The sequence below is a fragment of the Streptomyces roseicoloratus genome (genome assembly GCF_004117935.1).
GTDB lineage: Bacteria > Actinomycetota > Actinomycetes > Streptomycetales > Streptomycetaceae > Streptomyces > Streptomyces roseicoloratus.
Genome location: NZ_SDOY01000140.1, coordinates 16,644 through 40,703, shown reverse-complemented (window position 1 = coordinate 40,703; position 24,060 = coordinate 16,644). Strand labels below are relative to the sequence as shown.

Sequence of the window (24,060 nt, the reverse complement as noted above, 5' to 3'; positions counted from 1 at the left end):
GGTTGCGTGACGATGCCCGTGCCCGGGCCGTGGCGTCCGGTCGTGATCCGGACGCCACGGCCCGGGGCCCGTCCGCCGGACGGACCCGGGTACGGCCGGATCGGCGCGACCGCGCAGCGAGGAGGCAGGACGGCATGGATTCCACGGTGGGAGCCCCGCGGGGTGTGATCCCGGCGCGCTTGCTGCACGGTCAGAAGGCCCTGGTCACCGGCGCCAACTCGGGCATCGGCAAGGCCACCGCCATCGCGCTGGGCCGCGCCGGCGCCGACGTGGTCGTCAACTACGTGGCCGACCGCGAGGCCGCCGAGGAGGTGGCCGCGGAGATCACCTCGCTCGGGGTCCGCTCGGCGGCGTACGAGGCGGACGTCTCCCAGGAGGACCAGGTCGTCGCCATGACCGACCGCATGGTGCGGGAGTTCGGCACCGTCGACATCCTGGTGGCCAACGCGGGGCTGCAACGCGACGCCTCGTTCACGGAGATGACGCTGGCCCAGTGGCAGAAGGTCATCGACGTCAATCTCACCGGCCAGTTCCTGTGCGCACGGGAGGCGGCCAAGGAGTTCCGGCGCCGCGGCGTGGTCCCCGAGGTGTCCCGCGCCGCCGGGAAGATCATCTGCATGAGCTCGGTGCACCAGGTCATTCCCTGGGCGGGACACGTGAACTACGCGTCGTCCAAGGGCGGCGTACAGATGATGATGCAGACCCTGGCCCAGGAGCTCGCCCCGGAGAAGATCCGGGTGAACGCCGTCGCCCCGGGAGCGATCAGGACGCCGATCAACCGCGCCGCCTGGGAGACGCCCGAGGCGCGCAAGGACCTCCTGCGGCTCATCCCGTACGACCGGATCGGCGACCCCGACGACATCGCCCACGCCGTCGTCGCCCTCGCGTCCGACCTCATGGACTACGTGGTGGGCACCACGCTGTACGTCGACGGCGGCATGACGCTCTTCCCCGGATTCGCCACCGGTGGATGACCCGCACCCGGCCCTCCACCCACCGCGACGACGAAGGCGCGTATGCCCACCTCGCTCCACCTGCTGGCGGATGCCCCGGCCCAACTCCTGCCGGCCCGGGAACTCATGGCCTTCACTCTGGCCGCCCACATCATCCTGGTCCCGCTCGGCGTGGCGTTCCCCCTCATCACCCTCGTGATGCACCACCGCGGACTGCGCCGCGGCGACGCCACGGCGCTGCTCCTCGCACGGCGCTGGTCGGCGGTCATGGCCGTGCAGTTCGCGCTCGGCATCGTCACCGGCACGGTGCTGTCCTTCGAGTTCGGCCTGCTGTGGCCCGGCCTGATGGGACGGTGGGGTGACGTCTTCGGCGTCGGATTCGGCGTCGAGGCCTGGGCCTTCTTCCTGGAGGCCGTGCTCATCGCCGTCTACCTGTACGGATGGCGACGGCTCAAGCCGTGGACGCACTTCCTCCTCGGACTGCCCCTCCCGTTCGCCGCGCTGCTCGGGGCGTTCGGCATCCTGGCCGCCAACTCCTGGATGAACACGCCCCGGGGCTTCTCCCTCGACTCCGCGGGCAAGCCGGTCGACGTGAACGTCTGGAAGGCGATCTTCACGCCGATGTTCGGCCCGCAGTACTGGCACTTCGTCGTGGGGATGGTGCTCACCGCGGGCTTCGTGGTCGCCGGTGTCTACGCGACCGGCTGGCTGCGCGGGCGCCGGGACCGCTACCACCGGCTCGGCTTCGCCGTCCCGTTCACCATCGCGGCCGTCGCCGCACCGGTGCAGTTCGTCCTCGGCGACTCCATCGCCCGGTCGGTGTTCCACGAGCAGCCGGTGAAGTTCGCCGCGATGGAGATCGTCTGGAAGACCGACACGCGGGTACCGGAGTACCTCTTCGGGCGACTGAACGAGGACGGCACCGTCTCCGGCGGCATCAGGATCCCGCTGCTCGACTCGTTCCTCGCCGGGTTCAGCGCGGACACCGAGGTCGTCGGCCTGACCTCCGTCCCGGCCGATCAGCGGCCGACGGCCACTCAGGCGACCATCGCCCACTGGGCCTTCGACATCATGGTCCTCATCGGGTCCGTCCTCGTCCTGCTCGCCCTCTGGTACGGGCTCGTGTGGCTGCGACACCGCCGTCTGCCCGCCTCGCCCTGGTTCTACCGCGCCGCGGCGTGCGCCGGCGTCGGCTCCGTCGTGGCCGTCGAGTGCGGCTGGATCGCCGCCGAGGTGGGACGCCAGCCCTGGATCGTCTACCGGAACATGCGGGTCGCCGAGGCCGTGACCTCGACCCGCTCCACCAGTCTGTGGATCATGTTCGGGGTGGTGGCGGTGGTGTACGTGTTCCTCTTCGGCTCGTTCCTCGTCGTCCTCCTGAGGATGCGGACCCGCTGGCGGCTCGCCGACGAGCAGCAGGCCACGGCGGCGGGCGGCCTCGCGCCCGAGACCGACATCCCCTACGGACCGCGGGCCCCCGTCCCCGCGGGCGACGTGCCCGCCGCCCGCCCCGGGGCCGGCCGGGCCGGGGGAGACGGCCGAGCCGGGGGTGACGGCCCGTGACCGCGGACCTGATCGCGGTGGTGCTGCTCCTGGCCGTGACCGCGTACGCCTGCGCCGGAGGCGCCGACTACGGGGCCGGCTTCTGGGACCTGACGTCCGGCGGCACCGAGCGCGGCCGGCGGCCGCGGTGGCTCATCGATCACGCCATGGCTCCGGTATGGGAGGTGAACAACGTCTGGCTGATCTTCGTCCTCGTCGTCATGTGGACCGGATTCCCCGTCCTGTTCCAGACCGTGTTCTCCGCGATGTGGCTCCCGCTCGCCCTCGCCGCCGTGGGCATGGTCCTGCGGGGCGCCGGCTTCGCCCTGCGCAAACCCTCGCAGCGGCTCGCCGGCCGGCGCCTGTACGGTGCCGTGTTCGCCCTCGCCTCCGTCGTCACGCCGTTCTTCCTGGGAGCCGCCGTCGGCGGAGTCGCGTCGGAACGCGTGGCTCCCGGAACCGACGCCTCGGCGCACGTCTGGACCGGCCCGACGTCGATCGTGTTCGGAGTCGTCGCCGTCACGACCACCGCGTTCCTCGGGGCGGTGTTCCTCACCGGGGACGCCCACAGGTTCGAAGCCCCCGATCTGGTCGGGCACTTCAGACGGCGGGCTCTGGGCAGCCTCGCCGCGCTCGCCGTCCTGGCGGTGATCACCGGTTTCGTCACCCACGAGGACTCGCCTCACGTGTGGCACGGCCTGACCCACGGCCTGGGACTGTTCTTCGTCATCCTGGCCGGCGTGGCCTCGCTCCTGACCGCCTGGCTGCTGCCGCGCACACCGGGAACGTGGCTGCGCGTCTCGGCGGTCGGCGTCGTCGGGTCCGCCGTCGTCGCCTGGGGCACGGCCCAGCGCCCGTACCTGCTCCCCACCTCGCTGACCGTCGCCGACGCCGCGGGCGCGCCCGCCACGCTGACCTGGCTGGCGGTCGTGACCCTGGTGGCCCTGCTGCTCGTCATGCCGGCCGTCTTCCTCCTCTACTGGCTGGACACCCACGGCGAACTGGAGGAGCTCACCGACTCCGAGCTGCGCGGAGGACGCGGCACCGACGGCGACGGAACGGTGCGCGACGGCTGACCGCCCGCCCCGTCCCGCCCCGCCCCGTCCCGCCCCGACCGGACATCCCCCCCTCGCGCCCGGCCCCCGACGGAGGAAGCCGCTGTGACCGACGACGAGATCCTTCTCGGCCTCGCCCTGACGGTGGTCCTCGCCACCGGCTCGCAGATCCTGGCGCACAAGATCCGCGTACCGGCCCTGATCATCCTGCTTCCCGTCGGCTTCGCCGCCGGGGCCGTGACCGACGTCATCCACCCGGACAAGCTGCTGGGCCCGGACTTCTCGGGCCTGGTGTCGCTGTCGGTGGCGGTGATCCTCTACGACGCCGGTCTGGGCCTCGACCTGCGCAAGTTCGTCCACCACACCCGCGGCGTCGTGGTCAGGCTGCTCGTGTACGGCGTCCTGCTCACCGCCCTCGTCGTCACGGCGGTGGCACCGGCGATGTTCGGCATGGAACTGGCCGTGGCCGCGATGCTCGGCGTGATCCTCGTCGTCTCCGGCCCCACGGTCGTGGGACCGCTGCTCGACTTCGTCCGGCCGAGCGACAAGGTGCGGCGCATCCTGATCTGGGAGGGGACGCTCACCGACCCGATCGGCGGCATCCTCGGCGCGCTGACCTTCCACGCGGTGGTCTCGTCGAGTCACGTCGCCATCGGCCGCGGCTACCAGCTGGGACAGTTCCTCCTCAGCCTGGCCGTCGGGCTCGGCGGCGGAATCGTGGGCATCGCGCTGCTCTGGTTCTGCCTGCGCGTCCTCCGGCTCGGCGAGACCCTGGGCACGCTGGCGCAACTCGCCGTCGTGATCGGCATCGCGGCGGGCTGCGACATCGTCCGCGACGACACCGGGCTCATCGCCGCGATCGTGGCGGGACTCGCCGTCGCCAACATGCCCGCCTTCGACATGCCGGCGCGCCGGCCCTTCTTCGAGACGCTCGTCCAGCTCATCATCGGACTGCTGTTCATCTCCATCTCCTCCACGGTCACCCCGGCGTCCGTGGTGCCCGTGCTCCTCCCCGCCCTCGGCCTGATCGCGATCCTCGTCCTGGTGATCCGCCCCCTCGTGGCCTTCGGCGCGACGGCGCGCACGGACCTCTCGCGGGGGGAGCGCGCCTTCGTCGCGTGGATGGACCCCCGCGGCATCGTCGCCGCGTCCACGGCGTCCGCCTTCTCCGCCGGCCTGGTCGAACAGGGAGTGGCCGGAGCGACGAAGATCCTTCCGGTGACCTTCCTGGTCATCGTGGGAACCGTCCTGCTGTACGCGCTGACGGCGGCGCCGGTGGCCGGACGACTGGGCGTCGTCAAGGCGGCGGGCACGCGGGTCCTCCTGGTGGGCGCCGCACCCTGGGTGATCGACCTGGGCGGGGCACTGCGCTCGGCCGGCCTGGACGTGCTGGTGTGGGCGGGACTCGACGAGGAACGGGAGCGGGTCCGGGAATCGGGCCTCGACCTGGCCAAGGGCGATCTACTGGCCACGGCCGTCAACCCCGGAGCGCGTCTGGAGGGCGTCACGGCGGTCGTCCTGGCCACCGACGACGACGACTTCAACGCGCTCGCCACGATCGTGATGCAGGACAACGTCGACGGGCCCGTCTACCGGGTGGGCCCGCCGCACGACAGCCACGGCGTGGTCGCCCCGTACACCGGCGAGAGCATCCTCTTCGGCCGCTCGATCGTCCGCCACGTGATCGCGGAGCGCTTCGCACGCGGCGCCCGGTTCATGGTGCTCCCGGCGGCCGAACCCCCGCCGGCGGACCACGACACGCTCTTCGTCGTACGGGCCGACCACCGGCTGGACCCGGTCACCGAGCACCGCGGGAACGCCCCCAGGCCCGGCGACGCCCTCGTCCTCCTCGGACCCGCGCCTGCCCGCGCCACCGGCTCTCCCGGTCCGGCGACTCCGGAATGACCCGCTCGGCGGCTCCGGCGCGCGGGTCCCGGACGGCGCTCGTAACGTCGGGCCGGAACGGGTATCGCACAGCACCTGGGAGAAGCCGATGACGGACGAGTCGACGGAACAGCTGGCCACGGAGGCGTGGCTCTACGGATACCCGCTGGTCACGGCGGCCGTCACGATGGACACCATGACGGCGGTCCCGGCCCGGGACGACGCGCGCAGGAAGGCTCCGGTCAACCAGTTCTGCTACATGCGCGCCACCCCGGACGCCTCCTTCACCGAGGTCGTCTCGCCGAACGCCGACACCCTGTACTCCAGCGCCTGGCTCGATCTCTCCGACCAGCCCCTGGTGCTGGCCCTGCCCGAGTTCGGCGACCGGTTCTGGATGGTCCCGATCCTCGACGCCTGGTCGAACGTCTGCGCCGTCGTCGGCCGGCGCGGGAACGGCCCGTCCGCCGGCCCGTTCCTGATCGCCGGCCCGTCCTGGTCGGGCCCGACCCCCGCCGGCCTGACCCTGCTGACGTCGCCCACCGCCGTGAACTGGATCATCGCCCGGTACGCGACGAGCGGCCCCGAGGACTTCCCGGCCGTCAACCGCCTCCAGGACGCCACCCGGCTCATCCCGCTGTCCGAGTGGACCGGCGACCCCGCGGACTACGCGCCCCCCACCGACGTCCCGGTGCCCGCCGACGCCGACACCACGACGGCACCCGTCGACCGGGTCCACGCGCTCGACGGCCGCGCGTACTTCACCCTTCTCAACCGGATGATGGCCGACAACCCGCCCGCCCCCGCCGACGCCCCGCTCCTGGACCGCCTGGCCGGACTCGGCATCGCGCCCGGCGCGAGCCTGGACGGCCTGTCCGCCGACAAACTCGCCGTCCTGGACACGGCCACGCGCCGCGGCCCGCAGATCCTGCACGACCTGTTCGCCCGGGCCGAGTCGGCGAAGACCGGCGGCTGGGCCGTGCACCGGGGCCTGGGCGACTACGGAACCGACTACGGGAAGCGCGCGCTCATCACGCGGTTCGGGTACGGCGCCAATCTCGACGCCGACGCCCTCTACCCGCACGCCACCACCGACGCGGAAGGGCGCCCGCTCGACGGCGCCCACACCTACGTCCTGCACTTCGAGGCCGACCGGATCCCGCCCGTGGACGGCTTCTGGTCGCTCACGATGATGAACGAGCGCCAGTTCTTCGCGGACAACCCGCTGAACCGCTACGCGATCGGCGACCGCAGCGGCATGCGGACCAACCCCGACGGCTCCCTGGACATCCACGTCCGGCACGAGAGCCCCGACCCCGACCACGAGAGCAACTGGCTCCCGGCACCCGCGGGCAGCTTCAACGTCTTCCTCCGCCTCTACTGGCCCCGCCGCCCCGCCCTCACCGGCGACTGGACCCCGCCGCCCCTGCGCCGCACCGGCTGACCCCCGCAGCGGAGCACCGGCCTCAGGGGCGGGTGCCGGTCGCCGACAGCGGTTGCGGCGCGTAGCAGTCACACGCCAGGACGGTGGCGGGCGCACCCTTCTTCGCCGGGACCTCGACCAGCGCGGTCACGCTGCTGAACTGCAGGACGCTGCGCCATTCCCGGCCGCCGCCTCCGAGGAGGACGTCCGTGTCGGAGCCCTTCTCGAACCGGACCGTGCCCGTGGGGCTCGCGCCCGCGCTGCGGAACTCGCGGCGGTAGGTGCAGGCGACGAGAGCGCCGCCGTCGGAGAGCCGGAACACGGGAAGGTCCGCTCCCGTCGTCCGGTAGGACAGGCTGCGCTGAAGGTTCTTGTTCGCCCAGCCGTTGAAGTGCCGGACCAGGTCGCTGGTGAAGCCACCGGGCGCGAAACGGTCGTCGACCGGCCGGCCCTGTGGAGGGGAGAAGCTCAGGTAGTCGGCGAAAGCCGCGCACACGGCGCGGTCGGCCTGCTCCGTCGGCGACAACAGAGCGGCCCCCGAGGCGTCTTCACCGATCCCGGGGAGCACCTTGGGCCGCAGACGCACCACCTTGTCGTTCCCGGTCGGGGGCGGCGGCGTGCTCTCCGAGGGCGACGGGGACCGGGGCGGCTCGGTCACCGCCCACGTGGCCGCCGTGGCCTTCCAGGGACCCTTCTCCTCCGTCTGCGTGAAATAGAAGAGCTGGGAGGAGCGATCGTCCTCGAGTCCCTTCCGCTTGCTCAGCACGGCGAAGTAGCGGGGGTACGGCCGCGCGGCATCGACGGCCGGGATCAGGAACCGGGCCTGGGTGAAGCGGGTGACCCTGTCGCTGGTCCTCGCCCTGCGGTGGATGTCGTAGGCGGCGAGCGACTCGTCGAGGAGGACGCCCGTCTGCACCTCGCGTATGGCCGTGTCGTCGAGGGCGCCGTCAGCGGCCGCGTTGGTACGGTCGTACCGCGCGAAGACCCGCTCCGCCTCGGCCCGTGAGATCACGGATGCCGGCCCGGAGGGGGTCGGCGACGCGACGCCGTCGTCACGCGAAGGGCGTTCCCCGGACGAGCAGCCCGTCGACAGCGCCAGGAGCACCGCCACTCCACCGACCACGAGCCGCCGTGCGGCATGACTCCTCATCGCGCGTTTCCTCCCCCGCGTCCAGACCCGGAACGGCGACAGCGTACGTCAGTTGATCCGGTGCGGGGCCGCGAGGTCCCGGGGGAGGGCGGAGCGAATGGCGGTGATCAGGGTGCGGCTCGCGTCGAAGGCGGCGGCCATGGCCTGGGTGGGGTTGGTGCCGGCCCGCTGGTGGAGGACGACACCGAGGATGAGGCGGGAGGTTCCTTCGATCTCCTGGGTGGCGGCCCACATGAGGTTGCCGCCGGCCGGAGTGGAGGAGCCGGTCTTCAGACCGATCACACCGTCCTGTCCGAGGAGCCGGTTGCTGTTGGCGATCCGCACGCCGACGCCGGGTGCCGTGACGGCGGGCGTGGCGACGATCCGGCGGAAGGCCTCGTTCTTCATGACGGCGCGGGCCAGCTTCAGCTGGTCGGTCGCCGTGCTCCGCGTGCTGGGCTCGATGCCCGAGGCTCCCGTGTAGACCGTGCGGTCCATGCCGAGCTTCGCGGCGGCCTTGTTCATCTTCTTGGCGAACTCCTCCTGGCTTCCGGCGTCCCAGCGGGCCAGCAGCCGGGCGACGTTGTTGCCGGACGGCAGCATCATGAGCTCCAGGAGCTGGCGCTGGGTGTACGCGCGGTCGGCCACGAGGGGGGCGGTCGATTCGCTCGAGGAGAACGACTCGTCCGCGGCCTGCCGGTCGGCGATCACGGTCTTGCCCGGCGCCCCCGCCGGCATCGGGTGCTCGGTGAGGATCACGTACGCGGTCATGACCTTGGTGATGCTCGCGATCGGCACCGGTGTCTGTTCGCCGGTGGTTCCCAGGCTTCCGATGCCTTCGACCTCCGCGCTCGCCTGCCCTTCCGTCGGCCACGGCAGGTCCATCGCCCGGCCGAGGGCGGTGTCAGGTCCGCTGCCGGCGATGCCGAGGCCGGCCGACTCCGGTCCGGGGCCGTCGCCCCCGACGGCGTACCAGCCGGCCGTGCCGCTCACGAGGAGGATGGCGGACAGGTACAGGACGGCGGGCCGGCGCAGACGGGCACGGTAACGGCGAGGGCTGTCGGACATGGGTACCTCCCAGGCGGGTCTGGTGCGGATGCGCACCTGAACTCACCTTGGAGGGGCGGTGCTTCCGCTCCCTTGAGCCCCTGTTTCCGTCGCCGCGGGGTCGTGTTGCGATGTCGTTTCAGACCGGATCGGGGACAGGACGAGGGTCGCGGTCGCGCCTCCGTCGGGCGCGTTGGCGAAGGTCAGCCGCGCTCCGAGGACATCGGCCTGCCCCAGCGCGATGGTGAGTCCGAGGCCGTGGCCGCGACCCCGCTCGGAGGTTCCGGTACGGAAGCGCTGCGGTCCTTCGGCGAGGAGCGTGGCGGGATAGCCGGGTCCGTGGTCCCGTACGACGATCCGCGTGCCGGCGACGGTGACCTCGACGGGGGTGGCGCCGTGCCGGTGGGCGTTGGTCACCAGGTTGACCACGATCCGCTCCACCCTTCGCGGGTCGGTCTCGACGACCCCGGCGTCCCTGGCCGTGACGGCGGTCCGTGTGCCGGTCCGGCGCACGACGTCGGCGACCAGGTCACCCAGCGGCACGACGTCGGTCCGGGCCCGTTCGGCGCCGGAGTCGAGCCGGGAGATCTCCAGGAGGTCCTCCACCAGGCCGTTCAGCGCCAGGGCCCGGTCGCGTACGAGCTCCGCCGCTTCGTCGTCCCGCGGGAGCAGTCCCGCGGCGGTGGACAGGCCCATCAGGGGCGTGCGCAGTTCATGGGCGACGTCCGCGGTGAACCGCCGCTCGTTCTCCAGCTTGCGCTGCAGGGCCTCGGCCATCACGTCCACGGCGGCGGACAGTTCGGTGATCTCGTCGCGTGCCCGGCCGCGGGAGCCGATCCGGGCGTCGAGGTCGCCGCCGGCGATGGCCCGGGCGGTGCGGGAACCGTGGCGCAGGCGGCGGTTCATCGGCTCGGTCGCCAGCGCGGCGAGCGGCACGACGACGACGAGGGCGGCGAGGACGGAGGTGACGATGCTGCGGTCCAGGAGCTGGAGGCCGCGCACCTCGGCACTCATGTCCGTCCGCGCGACGAGCACCCGGTCGCCGGCCACGGGCTGGGCGGCCCACAGCCAGTACCAGTTGGGAGGCTTGCGGTCGTACCAGGTCACGTACAGAGCGTGGGGGTCCTTGTCCGCCAGCGCGCGTGCGAGGGGCGCTTCCAGCTGCCGGGGGGACCTGATCTCGACGTCGAGAGGCGTCGTGCCCGTGCGGGCGTACTCGCGCTCCGCCGCGGCCAGGCGGGCGGCGACGCGCTGCTCGCCGGTGCGGTCGCCGCGTTCGGACATGGCGCGGTGGACGAGCACGCCGATCACCGCGGCCACCGCGCAGCAGGCGGCCGCGGTCAGGGCGGCGATCTTCCAGCGCAGGGCGCGGGGGTTGAGGAGTGCCATGGGCCGGTTCGGTCCCTCAGTCGCGGACGAGTTTGTAGCCGAAGCCGCGGACGGTCTCGATCCGGCCGGTTCCGATCTTCTTGCGCAGGCGCAGGACGCACAGGTCCACGACCCGGGAGTCCCCTTCCCAGCCGTAGTCCCATACGTCGCGGAGCAGCCGCCGGCGGTCCAGCACGATGCCGGGTGCCGCGGCGAACTCCAGGAGGAGGCGGAGTTCGGTGGGGGTCAGCGGGACGGGCCGGCCGTCGCGGCGCACCTCCAGACCGACGGTGTCCACGGTCAGGTCACCGAAGACCAGCACACCGGGGGCCACGGCACCCGGTTGGGCGCGTACGGGCGTGTCCGCGGAGCGGGTCGGCGGCTTCCCGGCACCTTCGGGTCGTCCGAAGCTCGCGCGGCGCAGCAGCATGCGGATGCGCGCCACGAGGACGGCCGTGTCGACGGGTTTGACGACGTAGTCGTCGGCGCCCGCTTCCAGGCCGGCGACGACGTCGAGGGCGTCGCCGCGGGCGGACATCATCAGGATCGGGACCAGGCTCTCCTCCCGGATGCGCTGGCACAGCCCGATGCCGTCGAGCTCGGGCAGCATGACGTCCAGGATCAGCAGGTCGTGGGAGCCGGCCCGGAACGCCTCCAGACCGGAGAGGCCGTCCGCGGCCACGGCGACCTGGTAGCCGTAGCGTTCCAGGAAGAGCTGGACGGCACGGCGGATGACGGCGTCGTCCTCGACGACGAGGACGCTGACGGGACCTGGTGCTCGGATGGCCGACGTACCACCGATCTGCTCAGGGGCGGGCATGGGTTCCTCGTCATCGTAGTCAGAGGGGCCGGGTGGCCGGTCACAGCCGCAGGGAGGCCGCGACGGGAAGGTGGTCGCTGCCCGTGGCCGGGAGCGACCAGGCGGCGGCGGGGCTGACTCCCCTGACGAGGATCTGGTCGATGCGCACCAGCGGGAACGACGCGGGCCAGGTGAGACCGAAGCCGGCGCCCGCTTCGCTGTGCGCGGAGCGCAGCGGTGAGGTCAGCGCGCCGAGTGCGGGGTCCCCGGTCGTCCCGTTGAAGTCGCCCATCACGACGACGCGGGGGAGCCGCTCGGCGCGTACGGCCTCGGCGAGCTTCCGTCCCGCCTCGTTGCGGCGGGCGGTGGCGAAGCCGAGGGGCGTCACCCGTACCGACGCGAGGTGAGCGGCGAACACGGCGACGGGCCCTCGCGGTGTGTCGACCGTGGCCCGTACCGCACGGGTCCAGGGCATGATCGGCACGGGTTCCGTCCGGCGCAGCGGATAGGTGCTCCACAGCCCGACACCGAGGTGCACCGAGTGGTACGGGTAGGCCGCGGCCAGCTCACGCTCGTACACGGGTGTGCTCGAGGAGGACAGCTCCTCCAGCGCGATGACGTGCGCCCCGGAACGGGCCAGGGCACGCGCGGTGCCTTCGGGATCAGGGTTCGCCTCGTCCACGTTGTGCGTGACCACGATCAGGTCCCCGCCCCCGGAGCTCTTGTCGGCCACCACGCCGTGGAAGAGCGAGCCCCAGACGACCGCGGGCGCGATCACGGCCACGGCCGCGATCCGGGAACGCCGCACCAGCGCGAGGACGAGCAGGACCGGAACGCTCAGCCCGGCCCACGGCAGGAACGTCTCGACCAGGCTGCCGAGCTGGCCGACCCGGTTGGGAATCCGGTCGTGCAGCGCCATCAGCAGGGCCGAGCAGAGCGCGAACCCGGCGATCAGCCACCCACGACGCCTCGTACGGCCGCGCGCTTCATCCGCCTCACCCCCGTCCCGGGACGGTTCGGCGGGCCCGGTCCCGATGGCGGAACCGGGACGGTGGGGAGTGCTCAACATGACTACGGCCTCCGGGTCACGTACACCGCGATTCGGGTACGGGCACAGAGTCACGCGCACACACTTCCAGCCGACGCGCCCACCGCTTCGAGCGCCCCACGGCTTTGTTTCAGGTGTGTATCACCCCGAGCCGATGGGGCGGGCGGCACCCGGCGATCTCCGCAGATCCCCGGCCCGGACCGCCGTCACGCGGTCCCGTGGGTGCCGGCAGCCGGAACACCGCCGAGGAGAGCATCCCGAGGACGACCCCTCACGGCCGAACCCGGTCGATCTGCGCCAGGCGCGCCGATGTGCCCGGCCCCGACCCGGGACCGCCGCATCGCCGGAGTGACGGCGGTCACGAAGGATCTCGGGAGAGCGCTGCGTACGCTCGTCGGGTCGTCGCGGTGGGGCGGGAAGAGCGGGCGCCGCTCTCGAGCAGCGCCTGACGATACGTCGGAAGAGTCGGCGAAGGGTCGGCGAGAGACCTGCGAAACCGGCGGACAGCTGCCCGGACCCGCGAGTCGTTGTAGGGTATGAAAATAGCCCTTGACCTGCAAAAACGCAGGCAGGGAGCCGAGATTCAGGAGTACCTCGATGCTGCGCACCATGTTCAAGTCCAAGATCCATCGTGCCACCGTGACCCAGGCCGATCTCCACTACGTCGGTTCCGTCACCGTCGACGCCGACCTGATGGACGCCGCCGATCTGCTGCCCGGCGAACTCGTGCACATCGTCGACATCGACAACGGGGCGCGCCTGGAGACGTACGTCATCGAGGGCGAGCGTGGATCCGGTGTGATCGGGATCAACGGTGCCGCCGCGCACCTGGTGCACCCCGGTGACCTGGTCATCCTGATCAGTTACGCCCAGGTCGACGACGCCGAGGCGCGCGCGCTCGTGCCGCGTGTCGTGCACGTGGACGCCGAGAACCGGATCGTGGAGCTCGGCGGCGACGCCTCCGCGCCCGTACCGGGCAGCGACACGGTGCGCCCGCCGCACGCCGTTCCCGCGCAGGTCTGACCCCGCCTGCCGCCCGGAAGCCGGGGCGGCCCGGGCGGCGGGAGCGGAATCGGCGGCTGGCGCGGTGCGCGGGTTTCCGCGCACCCGCAGCGAGGGTTTCCGCGCCACCCGAACGCATGGGCATCGCGCGCGGGGGCAGACGGACCGGGGGACGCTGAAGCCGAGCGTGCTTCGGCCGCCTCCTGTCCACGTACCCTCACGCCCTGGAGTCCTCCATGACCCAGCCGCCCGTACCCGATCCGCTCCCGCCGCCCTCTCCGACGCCCGTGCCGCCTCCTCCGGTGCCGCCCAGTCCCGTGCCGCCGCCCCACCCCGCGCCCGTGCCGCCGGACCCCGAGCCGCAGCCACAGCCCGGGCCCGCGAGGGTCTGACGCCGGTCGGCGCCGCGGTGTGACGGACGGGGCGGGGGATCGGGCCGAAGCCCTTGTCACGCACGGTTGCCTGCCCCTACCGTGGGCGACTGCCGATGCGTTCGAGGGGGGCCCATGGCCGTGCGCGGAACACGCGGGAAACACCGTCGCCACCAGCCGAGCCTGATCAACCGTGCCTCGCTCACGGTCACCGTCGGCAGCGCCGGCATGGCGCTGCCGCTGATCGGCGCCGGCACGGTGGAGGCCGCCTCCCTCGACGTCTGGGAGAAGCTCGCCTCCTGCGAGTCCTCGTCCAACTGGCAGATCAACACCGGCAACGGCTACTTCGGCGGCCTCCAGTTCACCCAGGCCACCTGGGAGCGGTACGGCGGGACGCACTTCGCGCCGCGCGCCGACCTGGCCTCCAAGGACCAGCAGATCGCCGTCGCCGAACGCGTGCTCAAGGGCCAGGGCCCCGGCGCCTGGCCCGGCTGCGCTCCGCGCGCGGGTCTCCGGCGCGGCGGCGAGGAGCCGGGAGTCACCGCCCAGACCACTCGTACGCGCCCGCTGTCCGAGGCGCCGCAGGCCCGGCAGGCCGCGTTACCCGACCAGCGGAGCCGCCCGTCCGACGGTGTGCAGGCGAGCCCGACGACGGTGCCGACGGTCCGCGAGATGTACACCGTCGCTCCCGGCGACTCCCTGTCGAAGATCGCCCGCGACGAGCACGTCCGCGGCGGCTGGCCGCGCCTCTACGCGGCGAACCGCGGCGTCGTCGGCGACGACCCCGATCTCATCCTCCCCGGCCAGCGCCTCACGCTCCGCATCGCGGCCCCCGCCGTCCCGCCGCAGCAGGCGAAGCCCAAGCCCGCGACGACCAGGCCCGGGACGAGACCGGAGGCGAAGCCGTCCGCGAAGCCCGCCGTCCCGAAGCCGCCGAGCGCGAAGGGCCCGGTCACCCCGCCCACCCCGGCGCCGCCCGCGAGCCGGGCCCCGGCGAGGCCCCATCCCGTGCCCTCCGCCGCGCAGCCCGGCGCCCGCCCGGCACCGAAGCCCTCCGCCGAACCCGCGCCCAGGCCCGTCACCAAGCCGGTCGCCGCCCGGCCCGTCGCCAAGCCGGCGCAGAAGCCCGCGCCCAGGCCCGTACAGAAACCCGCGCCCAAGCCGGCTCCCGCGCGGGCCGGCTACAGCTCGCCCGTCGCCGACGCCGACATCGGCACCCGCTACCGCAAGACCGGCTCGTCCTGGTCCAGCGGCTACCACACGGGCGTCGACTTCCCCGTCCCCACCGGAACCTCCGTACGGGCGGTCGCCGACGGCAAGGTGGTCTCCGCCGGCTGGGGCGGCGCCTACGGCTACCAGGTCGTCATCCGGCACGAGGACGGCCGCTACAGCCAGTACGCCCACCTCTCGGCGCTCACCGTCCGCGAGGGCCAGCGCGTCAACGCCGGGCAGCGGATCGCGCGGTCAGGATCGACCGGCAACAGTTCGGGGCCGCACCTCCACTTCGAGGTGCGCACGGGTCCCGGGTACGGGTCCGACATCGATCCCCTCGCGTATCTGCGCGCCCGCGGCGTCTCGATCTGAGTCCCGGGCCGCACGGCCGGACCGGTCCGAGCCGCTCGACCGCGCCGGGCCTTCCGGCGCCGGTCCCGGCCGCGCCGCTCCGGCTGACACCGCAGGGGAGTCCTCCGGCCGCGTCAGCCGGTCGACGGTCAGCTGCACCAGTCCGCCCGCCGCGACCGCGCCGCAGAGCAGGGCCGCCACGGTGCCGGCCGTCCCGTAACGGAACGACTCGCCGAACAAGGTGAGGCCGACCGCGGCGGCTATCACCGGATTGACCACCGTGACGGTGGCCAGCGGCGCGGCGAGACCCGCGCCCCGGTACGAGGCCTGCGACAGCAGCAGCCCGGTGATCGCCAGCGCCGAGAGCGTCAGCACGCTGGTCCACTCGGCCAGCGGCGTGCCCGCCGTCCACTCCTCGGCCACCGCCTTGGTGAAGACCGAGGCGATGCCGAACGCCACCCCGGCCGCCGCCGCCAGGACCACGCTGCGCAGCACCGAGCGCCCCACCACGCGCGCCAGGAAGAACAGGGCGGCCACCGTCCCGAAGGTCACCGCGGCGAGCAGGTGCCGGTCGGCGTCCGAAAGCACCCTTGTCCCGGTGCCGTCCGTCAGGCTCAGCAGCCCGGCCAGGCCCGCCGTCGCCATGACCGCGCCGCGCCAGGCGGTACGGCCCACCCGCCGGCCCACGAACAGCGCCGCCATCGGCAGCGCGAACACGATCGTGAGGGCGCCCAGCGGCTGGACCAGGCTCAGCGGGCCGTACGCCAGTGCCGCGACGTGCAGCGCCGCCCCGAGGCCGTTGAGCAGCACGGCGCCCCACCACGCCGGGCGGCGCAGCGGCGCGTAACGGGGGCCGTCGGCCGAGGCCGCGACCCGCTCCTGCACGATCGCCGCGGCGGCGTAGGCGACCGCGGAGACGAGGGCGAGGAGCACGGACAGCACGAGGGGGCTCATGACTCCACGATCTCTCTTCCGGGCGCTCGCGTCGTCGTACCTGGGAACGCGATCGGGCATACCGCGGACGGAGTACGCCGCGCCCGCGTACACCTCAGGATGTACTCCGCGCAGGTCAGCACGGGTGGAACGGGATCTTTCCGGCGTCCCGGCCGCACGCCCGCCGAGCGTCGAGCCCCCTCGCCGCCGCCCATTCCGAGCCAGTGCGCCGCGGGCCCGGTCCACATTGGCCCGTACTGTGCGTCGGATGGAACCCGATCTCGACGAATGCGCCCGCGTCGGAGGCTTCTTCGCCCTGCGCACCAGCCCGCCCGCGACGGCCGGCCACGCCCACGTGCCCCTCGCGCGCGTGTACGCGGGTGAGGACGACGGTCCGCTGAGCGCCCGCGTCGACCGGGTCGCCGGCCGCCTCGGCGCTCCCGAGCGCAGGGTCGGCGCCTCCGTCGCCCACCTCGGCCTCGCCGCGCGCCTGTGGTCCACCGCCCTCGGCCCGGCCGCCCTGTACGGCCGCTTCCCCGACCTCGCGCCGCGGACCCTCCACTGGGACGGCGCGCTGACCTCGCCCGACGACCTGTGGTGGTCCGGCTCCGGTACGCGCCCCGGCACCGTCGCCGAACTGCGCGCCGCGGTCCAGGAAGCCCATCTGGTGCCGCTGCACGCGGCCTTCGCGCGGGACGGGCGGATCTCTCCGCGGCTGCTGTGGGGCAACGCGGGCTCCGCGCTCGCCGGGGCGCTGCGCGAGCTGACCCGCTGGGCCCGGGCCGAGGACCGTCCCGAGGCTGCCGAACGCGCCGCCGCGCTCGTCCAGGGCCTCTTCGACCATCCCGACCTGGCCCGCACGGTCACGGGCCCGGCCCTGCGCCGCACCAGCTGCTGCCTCTACTACCGCTGCCCGTCCGGAGGACTGTGCGGCGACTGTGTGTTCGACCACCCTCCCCGTACGGGTTTGGAGCGGCGGCCTCCCGCTCCGTAAAGTTGCGTCTTCGAAACGGCAACCCGCTGCGACGGCACGAGCGATCGAGGAACGACGAAGGCCATGACGGTGACTGAAGAGACCCAGGAATACGGGCCGGGCATCGACCCCGAGCGCCTGGCCGTCTGCCTGAGCGTGCTCGAGGAGCTCGACAAGCTGGAGGTGGACCACCCGGACGCGATCGCCGTCCGCCGGGCCACCGCCGGCATCTACCGGACCGTGAAGCAGCGCCGCCGCCAGGAGCGCCGCGCCGCGAAGACCGCGCACGACAAGGCGGTCACCGAGTCGACCGCGACCGGTTCCGCGCAGCGCATCGACGACGAGACGGAGGGCATCCTGCCCTCCTCGGTCACCGAGGCCGGGAAGATCGCCGGCATACTCCAGCGCCCGCGCTCCTGCTACACCTGCAAGACCCGCTACGTCGAGGTCGACTACTTCTACCACCAGCTCTGTCCGCCGTGCGCGGCCCTGAACCGGTCCCGCCGCGACGCCCGCGCCGACCTCACCGGCAAGCGCGCGCTGCTCACCGGCGGCCGCGCCAAGATCGGCATGTACATCGCGCTGCGGCTGCTCCGCGACGGCGCGCACACCACGATCACCACGCGGTTCCCGAAGGACGCCATCCGCCGCTTCCGGGCGATGGAGGACTCGGCGGACTGGATGCACCGCCTGGAGGTCGTCGGCATCGACCTGCGCGACCCCGCGCAGGCCGTGGCCCTCGCGGACCAGGTCGCCGAGGCCGGACCGCTGGACATCCTGGTCAACAACGCCACCCAGACCGTCCGCCGGCTGCCCTCCGCGTACGCCGCCCTCGTCGACGGCGAGAACGCGCCGCTGCCCGCCGGTGAGCTCCCCGCGCACCACGTCATCGGCGCCTTCAACTCCGGCGCCGTCGGCGAGCTCGGCGGCGCGGCCGCGCTGCCGGCCGGGGTCAGCGAGCTCGACGCGCAGGCGGTCGCCGACCTCGCCCTGGTCGCCGGCAACGCGAGCGTCGCCCGGCACCTCGACGGCACCGCCATCGACGCGGGCGGTCTGGTCCCGGACGTCGTCGAGTCCAACACCTGGGTGCAGACCATCGAGCAGATCTCCCCGGTGGAGCTCCTCGAGACCCAGCTGTGCAACTACACCGCGCCGTTCATCCTGATCAGCAAGCTGCGCGGCTCGATGGCCGAGGCCGCCGCGAAGGCGAAGAGCGGCCGCGCGTACGTCGTCAACGTCTCCGCGATGGAGGGCGTCTTCGAGCGCGGCTACAAGGGCGCCGGGCACCCGAACACCAACGCCGCCAAGGCCGCGATCAACATGGTGACGCGGACCAGCGCGCAGGAGATGTTCCAGTCCGACGGCATCCTCATGACCTCGGTGGACACCGGCTGGATCACCGACGAGCGCCCGCACTTCGACAAGCTGCGGCTCGCCGAGGAGGGCTTCCACGCCCCGCTCGACCTGGTCGACGGCGCGGCCCGGGTCTACGACCCGATCGTGCGCGGCGAGGACGGCGAGGACCTGTACGGCGTCTTCCTGAAGGACTACGCGCCCGGCAAGTGGTAGGCGGCGAGCGCCGGCGCGGTCGGCCGGCCGTGCGGTCGGCGGCGGCGGTGGTGGCGGAGCCTGCCGGACGGTCGGTGCCTGCCGGACGGTCGGTCCCTGTCGGACGGCCGGTACCTGTCGGACGGCCGGTACCTGCTGGACGGTCGGTGCAGACGGTGGGTCCGGGACGGCCGAAACGATCGATAATCGCGCGCTGACCTCGGGAAACAGGCCACTGTCACTCGATCGCGTCACACTTTCGCGCCCCATAGAGCGCTGGGGCGCTCATCTGGTTAGTCTGATGTCCACGGTCGGCCTTCGGGGGTTTCACCGAACCCTCACGGCCGCCCTGGGGACAGGCCTGACACCAAGGCCGCGGTCCCGCCCGCAGAACGGCGCCACCGCGACCGATCGGACCTGAACCCATTGACACGCGACACGAAGGAGTGCGCGGTGACACCAGAACCGACCACGCAGGAAGACCGTCCGGCCGAACCGACCGAGCGGACGCGCCGGTCCGGAGAGCTGGGCAGCCTCGAAGTGTGGGCCCGCTCGGCGCCGATCCGGCTCGCCGGCTACGAGGATGACCTCGCCGAACCCCACATCCTGCAGGGCGTCGACTGAGATACCGGCTCGACCCCACGTGCCCCCGGCCGCATCCTCCGGCCGGGGGCACGGTCATGTGGCGGAGGCCCGCAGCCGCACCGGCGGCATGTACTCGCGCACCAGCGTCCGGTGCCACCACGCGCCCGTCGCCCGCAGCTCCGCCCAGGTCGTGAAGCGGTAGCGGTAGAGCCGGGCCCGGACGTGTACGGGCGGCGCGTCCGGGAACGGGTTGTGCCGCAGCAGCCGCAGCGTGTCCCGGTCGCCTTCGAGGAGGCGTTCCACGAAGGGGCCGAACCAGTCGCGGGCGTAGCCCGGGGAGAGCGCGGCGAACCACATCAGCCAGTCGAGCCGCAGGTGGTACGGGGCGAACTGGCGCGGCAGCCGCCACGGGTCGCCCGGCTTGCCCTTGAAGCCGTACTCGCGCCACACGGTGCCCGGACGCGGGTCCGGATCGTCGGTCCCCTCGACCACGATCTCGTCCCGCACCCGGCCGACCGTGCCGAAGGCGCCGTACGTGTTGACCAGGTGCAGCGGGTCGAAGGAGCGGTTCATCGCCTGGTGCCGGGAGAGCAGGTTGCGGACCGGGCCCCGGCTGAGGAAGAGCACCAGGGCGGTGACGGCGCACACCACCACCACGTACCAGAGCGGCGCCCCGGGCCGGGACCGGTCGTCGCCGCCGAGCAGCGAGCCGTCCACGGCGGACAGCGCGAGGACGATGGTGATCCAGTTGAGCCAGGCGAAGTTGCCGGAGAGCACCAGCCACAGCTGGGTGACGATCATCAGGCCCGCCGCGACCGTGGCCACCGGCTGCGGAGCGAAGAGCAGGACGGGCACGCCGAGCTGGACGACGTGGTTGGCGGCGCACTCGACCTTGTGCAGCGGCTTCGGCAGGTGGTGGAAGAACCAGCTCAGCGGGCCGGGCATGGGCTGCGTCTCGTGGTGGTGGTAGAGACAGGTCAGGTCCCGCCAGCACCGGTCGCCGCGGATCTTGATGAGCCCGGCGCCGAACTCGACCCGGAACAGCAGCCAGCGGAGCAGGAACAGGACCAGGACGGGCGGGCCGGTGTCGTCGTTGCCGAGGAACACGGCGAGGAAGCCCGTCTCCAGGAGCAGCGACTCCCACCCGAAGGAGTACCAGGTCTGCCCCACGTTCACGATCGACAGGTACGCCGCCCACAGCAGCAGCCACAGCAGCATCGACACCGGCAGCGGCACCGCGTCACCGGCGCCCGCCGCCATCGCGAGGGCGAGCGCGGCGCCGCCCCACGCGACGGCCGCGAAGAGCCGGTCGGAGTAGCGCCACTGGAACAGGCTGGGTGCGCGCCGGGCCGGCACGGCCCGCACGAAGTCGGGCACCGGCAGCATGCCGCGGGCGCCGATCAGCGCCCGGAACTGCAGCGCCGCCGCGAGGAACGCGAGGACGTACAGCCCGGCGAGCCCCCGCTGGAAGACGATCCGGCTCAGCCAGTAGTCGGGTGCGGTGAACCAGTCCATCGCGTCCGGCGGTGCGGGCCGCGGCGGTGGTCAGCTCTTTCCGTCGTCCTCGGCCGTCCGCTCGCCCTCCGCCTGGGACGGCGTGGTGCGGGTGACCTGGGGGTGGACATGCGCCTTCTGCTGCTCGTCCATGTCCTCGTCGAGGCGCTCGCCCTCGGCCTGCGAGGGGTTGGTGTACTCGTCGTACGGGCTGCTCATGCTCATGGCCGCCTCCTTCAGAGGACGCACGGATGCGTGCGGGAGGAGTACAGAAGGAGCGTAACTCTCATCGGCCGGCGGCGAGACCCGTGAGCGCGCGGCCCAGCCGGCGGGCGTAGAAGTGCTGGAGTGCCCGGACGACGGGTCCGCCGAGCCGAGTGTACCAGACGGCGGCGCGGCTGAACGCGGTGACCGTGAACCAGACCGAGCCGTCCTCGTGCAGGTCGACGAGGAAGGACTCCTCGCCGCACTCGGGGTGGCCGACGCGCGTGCCGTACGCGAAGCCGGTCCGCGTCCGTGTGGACGTCGTCCAGATCACCTGGCAGGGCGCGGTGAACCGGACCGGGCCGAGGCCCAGCGACACCGTGAGGGTCACGCCGGGTTCGGCGCGCCCGGCGGCGCTCTCCACCCGGGCGCCGGTCGCCCGGTGCATGGCCCAGGTGGTGACGGCGGCGCCCGCGGCCTCGTAGACGGCCCGGCCGGTGCCGATCCGGACGGTGTGGTGGAGGTGGTGGTAGCCGGCGGGCAGCGGCCCGGTGCGGGTGGCGCCGACCTCGGGGTAGTTCGGCCCGTCGGCCGGGCCCGAGGGGCGGGCGGGGGAGCCGGAGAGGCTGCGGAGGAGACGGGTCATGCCGGGAGCTCCGTTCGGTGCGCGGGAACAGCGGGGGCGGAAGGTCTGTGGGGTCAGCAGGGACTACGGGTCTTCGGGGACTGCTGGACAGCGGGGGCAGCGGGGACAGTGGGGGCGGAAGGGTCCGGGGGACAGCGGGGGCTACAGGACCGCAGGGTCTGTGGGGACCGCGGGGGTGGTGCCGGCGGGGGCCGGAGTGGGAGGAGCGAGGCCGGGGGAGACGCCTGCGGCGCCCGGCCGGAGCCGGTGCCACGCCAGCAGCGAGCACAGGGCGAAGCCGAGGGCGTTGCCGAGGCCGTGGGTGGCGGCCATCCAGGTCAGACTCGGGTGCGGGATGCCGGTGGCCTCGCCGAGTGCCCAGCTCAGGGCGAGCAGCATGGTGGCGACCAGCACGGCGGCCGAGGTGCCGAGCAGGGCGCGGGTGAGCCGGTCGGGTGCGGTGGCGCGCGGCTCGCGCCAGACGGCGAGGGCGACGGCCCACATTCCGGCGGTGAGGACCAGGGCGCCGGCGAGTTCGGCCCAGTCGTCGACGAAGTAGCCGAGGAGCACCAGCAGGGTGCCGAGCGGGACGCTGAGGGCCGCGAAGCGGGTGGCCCGGCCGTCGGCCGTACGGCAGACGAGTCCGGCGACCAGGGCGGCGGCGAAGCCCGCGAAGTGGAAGTGCGGCACGGTGAGGGCCAGGATGTCGAGGCCGAAGCCGAACAGTTCGTGTCCGGCGCGCTCTGCGACCAGGGCGAGTCCCGCGACGGACGGGGTCGCGAGCGCCGTGAGCACCGCGACCTCGGCGGGAGCGAGGGAGCGGGTGAGGGCGAGCCGCGCCGGGGCGTGCAGGGCGAGCGCCACGGTGGCGAGCGCGTAGCAGCCGGCGAGGGCGACGGCGAGCGGGGAGCGCGGCAGCCACAGCGAGACCGCGCCCGGCAGGGCGAGCAGGGGCCAGGCGCGGCGCAGCAGCCGCAGCGTGGCGGGCTGCGGTCCGTCGACGAGCCGGAGCCCGGCGGGCACGACGACCAGCATGCCCAGCATCACGATCAGTCCGACGAGCACGGACACGGCACTGCACCCCCTGGATCAGGGCGTTGAACGTGTTCAACGCTTCATGGGTGAGCGTAGGGTCTTCCTTGAACGCGTTCAAGTGGCGGGTCGGGTGCGGGTGCGCGGCCGGATGGACGCGCTGGGATTGCAGCCCTCCGGGGCCTGCGGCAGACATGAAGGAACGAACCGGGGCGACAGGTGGGAGATCCAGTGCGCGACGCATCCAGACGACGGCCCTCGCGACGGATGCCCTCGCGACGGAAGTCCCCGCGGCCCACCGCGTACGGACTCGCCGCACTCGCCTCCGCCGCGCTGCTCGCGGGCTGCTCCACCGCGGACCCCGGCGAGCCCGGAGCCGAGGAGACCGCCGCGTCGCCCGCCCGCGAGGTCCTGCTCCAGCCCGCCGGCGCCCAGGGTCCCGCGCCCTTCACGCCGTCCACGGCACAGGAGGGCGCACCCGTGCGAGAGGACGCCCCGCCCGTCACCGACGTCGCCGCCCCCGCGCCCGAGGGCCACTCCCTCACCGGCGCCACGCCCGGCCTCTACGGCGGCACCCGCGCCCTCGCGAGCTGCAACGTCGAGCAGCAGGCCGCCTACCTCACCGCCGAGCCGGCCAAGGCCCGCGCCTTCGCCGAGTCGGCCGGGATCCCCGAGGGCAACCTGGCCGGCTGGCTGCGCGGCCTCACCCCCGTCCTGCTGCGCGCCGACACCCGGGTCACCAGCCACGGCTACCGGGACGGCCGCGCCACCGCCTACCAGTCCGTGCTCCAGGCCGGCACCGCCGTCCTCGTCGACCAGTACGGCACGCCGCGGGTGCGCTGCGCCTGCGGCAACCCGCTGCGCTCCCCGGCCGACGCCCGGGACGCCCGGCACACCGGCGAGCCCTGGGCCGGCTACCGCCCCGACCGCGTCGTCGTCATCACCCCCACCAGCACCGTCGTCACCCGCCTCGTGATCGCCAGCGCCGCCGACAACACCTGGCTGGAGCGCAGGACCGGCAGCGACGGCGAGCAGGACCGCAGGCCCGACGTCCTGCCGCCGTGCGCCCCCGCCTCCTGCGACCTCGTCGCCGACCCGCCCGCACCGCTGCCCGACGGCCCCGCCCCGGCCGACCCGCCGGCCACCACCCGCCCGCCCGGCCCGGGCCGCCCCACCGGCCCCTCCGACCGGCCCTCGCCGGCCACCCCGGAGGCGCCCGGGGAACCCGCTCCGCACGACGAGCCCGTCGCCCCGCCGGCCCCCGACGGCGGCACCACCGTCCCCACCCCGGACGCACCCGCGGAGCCGGACGTCCCGGGTGTGCCCGACGGCCCGGGCGAACAGCCCGTGCCGGAGCCACCGCCCTCCTTCGAAGAGGCGTTCCCGGCCGAGACCGTGCCCGACCAGCCGGAGACCTTCGAGGGCTGATGATGTCCGTGCCGTGCCCCGCCGCCGGTCCGAGCGCGGGTTGTTGCGAATCTGTGC

At 73.3% G+C, this 24,060-nt stretch carries 21 protein-coding genes; 11 read left to right on the top strand and 10 right to left on the bottom strand.

Annotation, left to right across the window (positions count from 1 at the left end; translation table 11 throughout):
- The first annotated feature begins 134 nt into the window (after positions 1-134).
- From ESG85_RS22040 to ESG85_RS22020, 5 genes are all read left to right on the top strand, one after another.
- Positions 135-974 (top strand): SDR family oxidoreductase, encoded by an 840-nt coding sequence (locus ESG85_RS22040; protein ID WP_128981908.1) that lies wholly within the window; start codon positions 135-137, stop codon positions 972-974.
- A 42-nt stretch (positions 975-1,016) separates the two neighbouring features.
- Positions 1,017-2,516 (top strand): cytochrome ubiquinol oxidase subunit I, encoded by a 1,500-nt coding sequence (locus ESG85_RS22035; RefSeq protein WP_128981906.1) that lies wholly within the window; start codon positions 1,017-1,019, stop codon positions 2,514-2,516.
- The gene (locus ESG85_RS22030) at positions 2,513-3,571 is read left to right on the top strand and encodes a cytochrome d ubiquinol oxidase subunit II (protein WP_128981904.1); all 1,059 of its coding nucleotides are present in this window, start codon (positions 2,513-2,515) and stop codon (positions 3,569-3,571) included. Before ESG85_RS22035 ends, ESG85_RS22030 begins: the two co-directional genes overlap by 4 nt.
- An 84-nt stretch (positions 3,572-3,655) precedes the next feature.
- Positions 3,656-5,455: a cation:proton antiporter gene (locus tag ESG85_RS22025; protein ID WP_128981902.1), complete on the top strand. Its 1,800-nt coding sequence runs from the start codon at positions 3,656-3,658 to the stop codon at positions 5,453-5,455.
- Between the two features lie 88 nt (positions 5,456-5,543).
- Positions 5,544-6,875 carry a DUF1254 domain-containing protein gene (locus tag ESG85_RS22020; RefSeq protein WP_128981899.1) on the top strand — a complete coding sequence of 444 codons (1,332 nt, stop codon included), beginning with the start codon at positions 5,544-5,546 and terminating at the stop codon, positions 6,873-6,875.
- 22 nt (positions 6,876-6,897) lie between these two features.
- On the opposite strand, the gene ESG85_RS22015 is transcribed toward ESG85_RS22020, so the two are convergent.
- The 5 genes from ESG85_RS22015 to ESG85_RS21995 are packed head-to-tail and all read right to left on the bottom strand — an operon-like array spanning position 6,898 to position 12,266.
- Entirely contained in the window at positions 6,898-8,004 is a 1,107-nt protein-coding gene (locus ESG85_RS22015; RefSeq protein ID WP_128981897.1) for a DUF8094 domain-containing protein, read from the bottom strand.
- A 48-nt stretch (positions 8,005-8,052) separates the two neighbouring features.
- Positions 8,053-9,051 carry a D-alanyl-D-alanine carboxypeptidase family protein gene (locus ESG85_RS22010; RefSeq protein ID WP_128981895.1) on the bottom strand — a complete coding sequence of 333 codons (999 nt, stop codon included), beginning with the start codon at positions 9,049-9,051 and terminating at the stop codon, positions 8,053-8,055.
- Positions 9,052-9,093: 42 nt separating this feature from the next.
- The gene (locus tag ESG85_RS22005) at positions 9,094-10,419 is read right to left on the bottom strand and encodes a sensor histidine kinase (RefSeq protein ID WP_128981893.1); all 1,326 of its coding nucleotides are present in this window, start codon (positions 10,417-10,419) and stop codon (positions 9,094-9,096) included.
- 16 nt (positions 10,420-10,435) lie between these two features.
- Positions 10,436-11,218, bottom strand: a complete 783-nt coding sequence (gene cseB, locus ESG85_RS22000) for a two-component system response regulator CseB (protein ID WP_128981890.1) — start codon at positions 11,216-11,218, stop codon at positions 10,436-10,438.
- A gap of 40 nt (positions 11,219-11,258) precedes the next feature.
- On the bottom strand, positions 11,259-12,266 hold the full coding sequence (locus ESG85_RS21995; RefSeq protein ID WP_246095213.1) for an endonuclease/exonuclease/phosphatase family protein: 1,008 nt from the start codon (positions 12,264-12,266) through the stop codon (positions 11,259-11,261).
- 576 nt (positions 12,267-12,842) lie between these two features.
- On the opposite strand from ESG85_RS21995, the gene panD reads away from it, so the two are divergent.
- Positions 12,843-13,268 carry an aspartate 1-decarboxylase gene (gene panD / locus ESG85_RS21990; protein ID WP_128981888.1) on the top strand — a complete coding sequence of 142 codons (426 nt, stop codon included), beginning with the start codon at positions 12,843-12,845 and terminating at the stop codon, positions 13,266-13,268.
- A 485-nt stretch (positions 13,269-13,753) separates the two neighbouring features.
- Positions 13,754-15,202 (top strand): peptidoglycan DD-metalloendopeptidase family protein, encoded by a 1,449-nt coding sequence (locus tag ESG85_RS21985; protein WP_128981886.1) that lies wholly within the window; start codon positions 13,754-13,756, stop codon positions 15,200-15,202.
- Here the strand turns inward: ESG85_RS21985 and ESG85_RS21980 are convergent.
- Entirely contained in the window at positions 15,083-16,135 is a 1,053-nt protein-coding gene (locus ESG85_RS21980; RefSeq protein WP_128981884.1) for a DMT family transporter, read from the bottom strand. The two genes, ESG85_RS21985 and ESG85_RS21980, sit on opposite strands and share 120 nt — an antisense overlap.
- Positions 16,136-16,382: 247 nt before the next feature.
- Here ESG85_RS21980 and ESG85_RS21975 point away from each other — a divergent pair, with 247 nt between their 5' ends.
- The 3 genes from ESG85_RS21975 to ESG85_RS35090 all read left to right on the top strand — a co-directional run bounded on the left by ESG85_RS21975 (position 16,383) and on the right by ESG85_RS35090 (position 19,259).
- Entirely contained in the window at positions 16,383-17,108 is a 726-nt protein-coding gene (locus ESG85_RS21975; RefSeq protein WP_128981882.1) for an IucA/IucC family C-terminal-domain containing protein, read from the top strand.
- Positions 17,109-17,171: 63 nt separating this feature from the next.
- Entirely contained in the window at positions 17,172-18,656 is a 1,485-nt protein-coding gene (locus tag ESG85_RS21970) for an SDR family NAD(P)-dependent oxidoreductase (protein ID WP_128981880.1), read from the top strand.
- A 432-nt stretch (positions 18,657-19,088) separates the two neighbouring features.
- Entirely contained in the window at positions 19,089-19,259 is a 171-nt protein-coding gene (locus ESG85_RS35090) for a hypothetical protein (protein WP_164986292.1), read from the top strand.
- Between the two features lie 54 nt (positions 19,260-19,313).
- Here ESG85_RS35090 and ESG85_RS21965 read toward each other — a convergent pair whose 3' ends face one another.
- The 4 genes from ESG85_RS21965 to ESG85_RS21955 all read right to left on the bottom strand — a co-directional run bounded on the left by ESG85_RS21965 (position 19,314) and on the right by ESG85_RS21955 (position 22,614).
- Complete coding sequence (locus ESG85_RS21965) at positions 19,314-20,735, bottom strand: lipase maturation factor family protein (protein WP_128981878.1); 1,422 nt, start codon at positions 20,733-20,735, stop codon at positions 19,314-19,316.
- Positions 20,736-20,765: 30 nt separating this feature from the next.
- On the bottom strand, positions 20,766-20,939 hold the full coding sequence (locus ESG85_RS35085) for a hypothetical protein (RefSeq protein ID WP_164986291.1): 174 nt from the start codon (positions 20,937-20,939) through the stop codon (positions 20,766-20,768).
- Between the two features lie 61 nt (positions 20,940-21,000).
- The gene (locus ESG85_RS21960) at positions 21,001-21,564 is read right to left on the bottom strand and encodes a DUF1990 domain-containing protein (RefSeq protein WP_128981877.1); all 564 of its coding nucleotides are present in this window, start codon (positions 21,562-21,564) and stop codon (positions 21,001-21,003) included.
- 141 nt (positions 21,565-21,705) lie between these two features.
- The gene (locus tag ESG85_RS21955; RefSeq protein WP_128981875.1) at positions 21,706-22,614 is read right to left on the bottom strand and encodes a YndJ family protein; all 909 of its coding nucleotides are present in this window, start codon (positions 22,612-22,614) and stop codon (positions 21,706-21,708) included.
- A gap of 228 nt (positions 22,615-22,842) precedes the next feature.
- Here ESG85_RS21955 and ESG85_RS21950 point away from each other — a divergent pair, with 228 nt between their 5' ends.
- A complete protein-coding gene (locus ESG85_RS21950) occupies positions 22,843-24,003 on the top strand; it encodes a DUF6777 domain-containing protein (RefSeq protein ID WP_128981873.1) in 1,161 nt (386 codons plus the stop codon).
- The last annotated feature ends 57 nt before the right edge of the window (positions 24,004-24,060 follow it).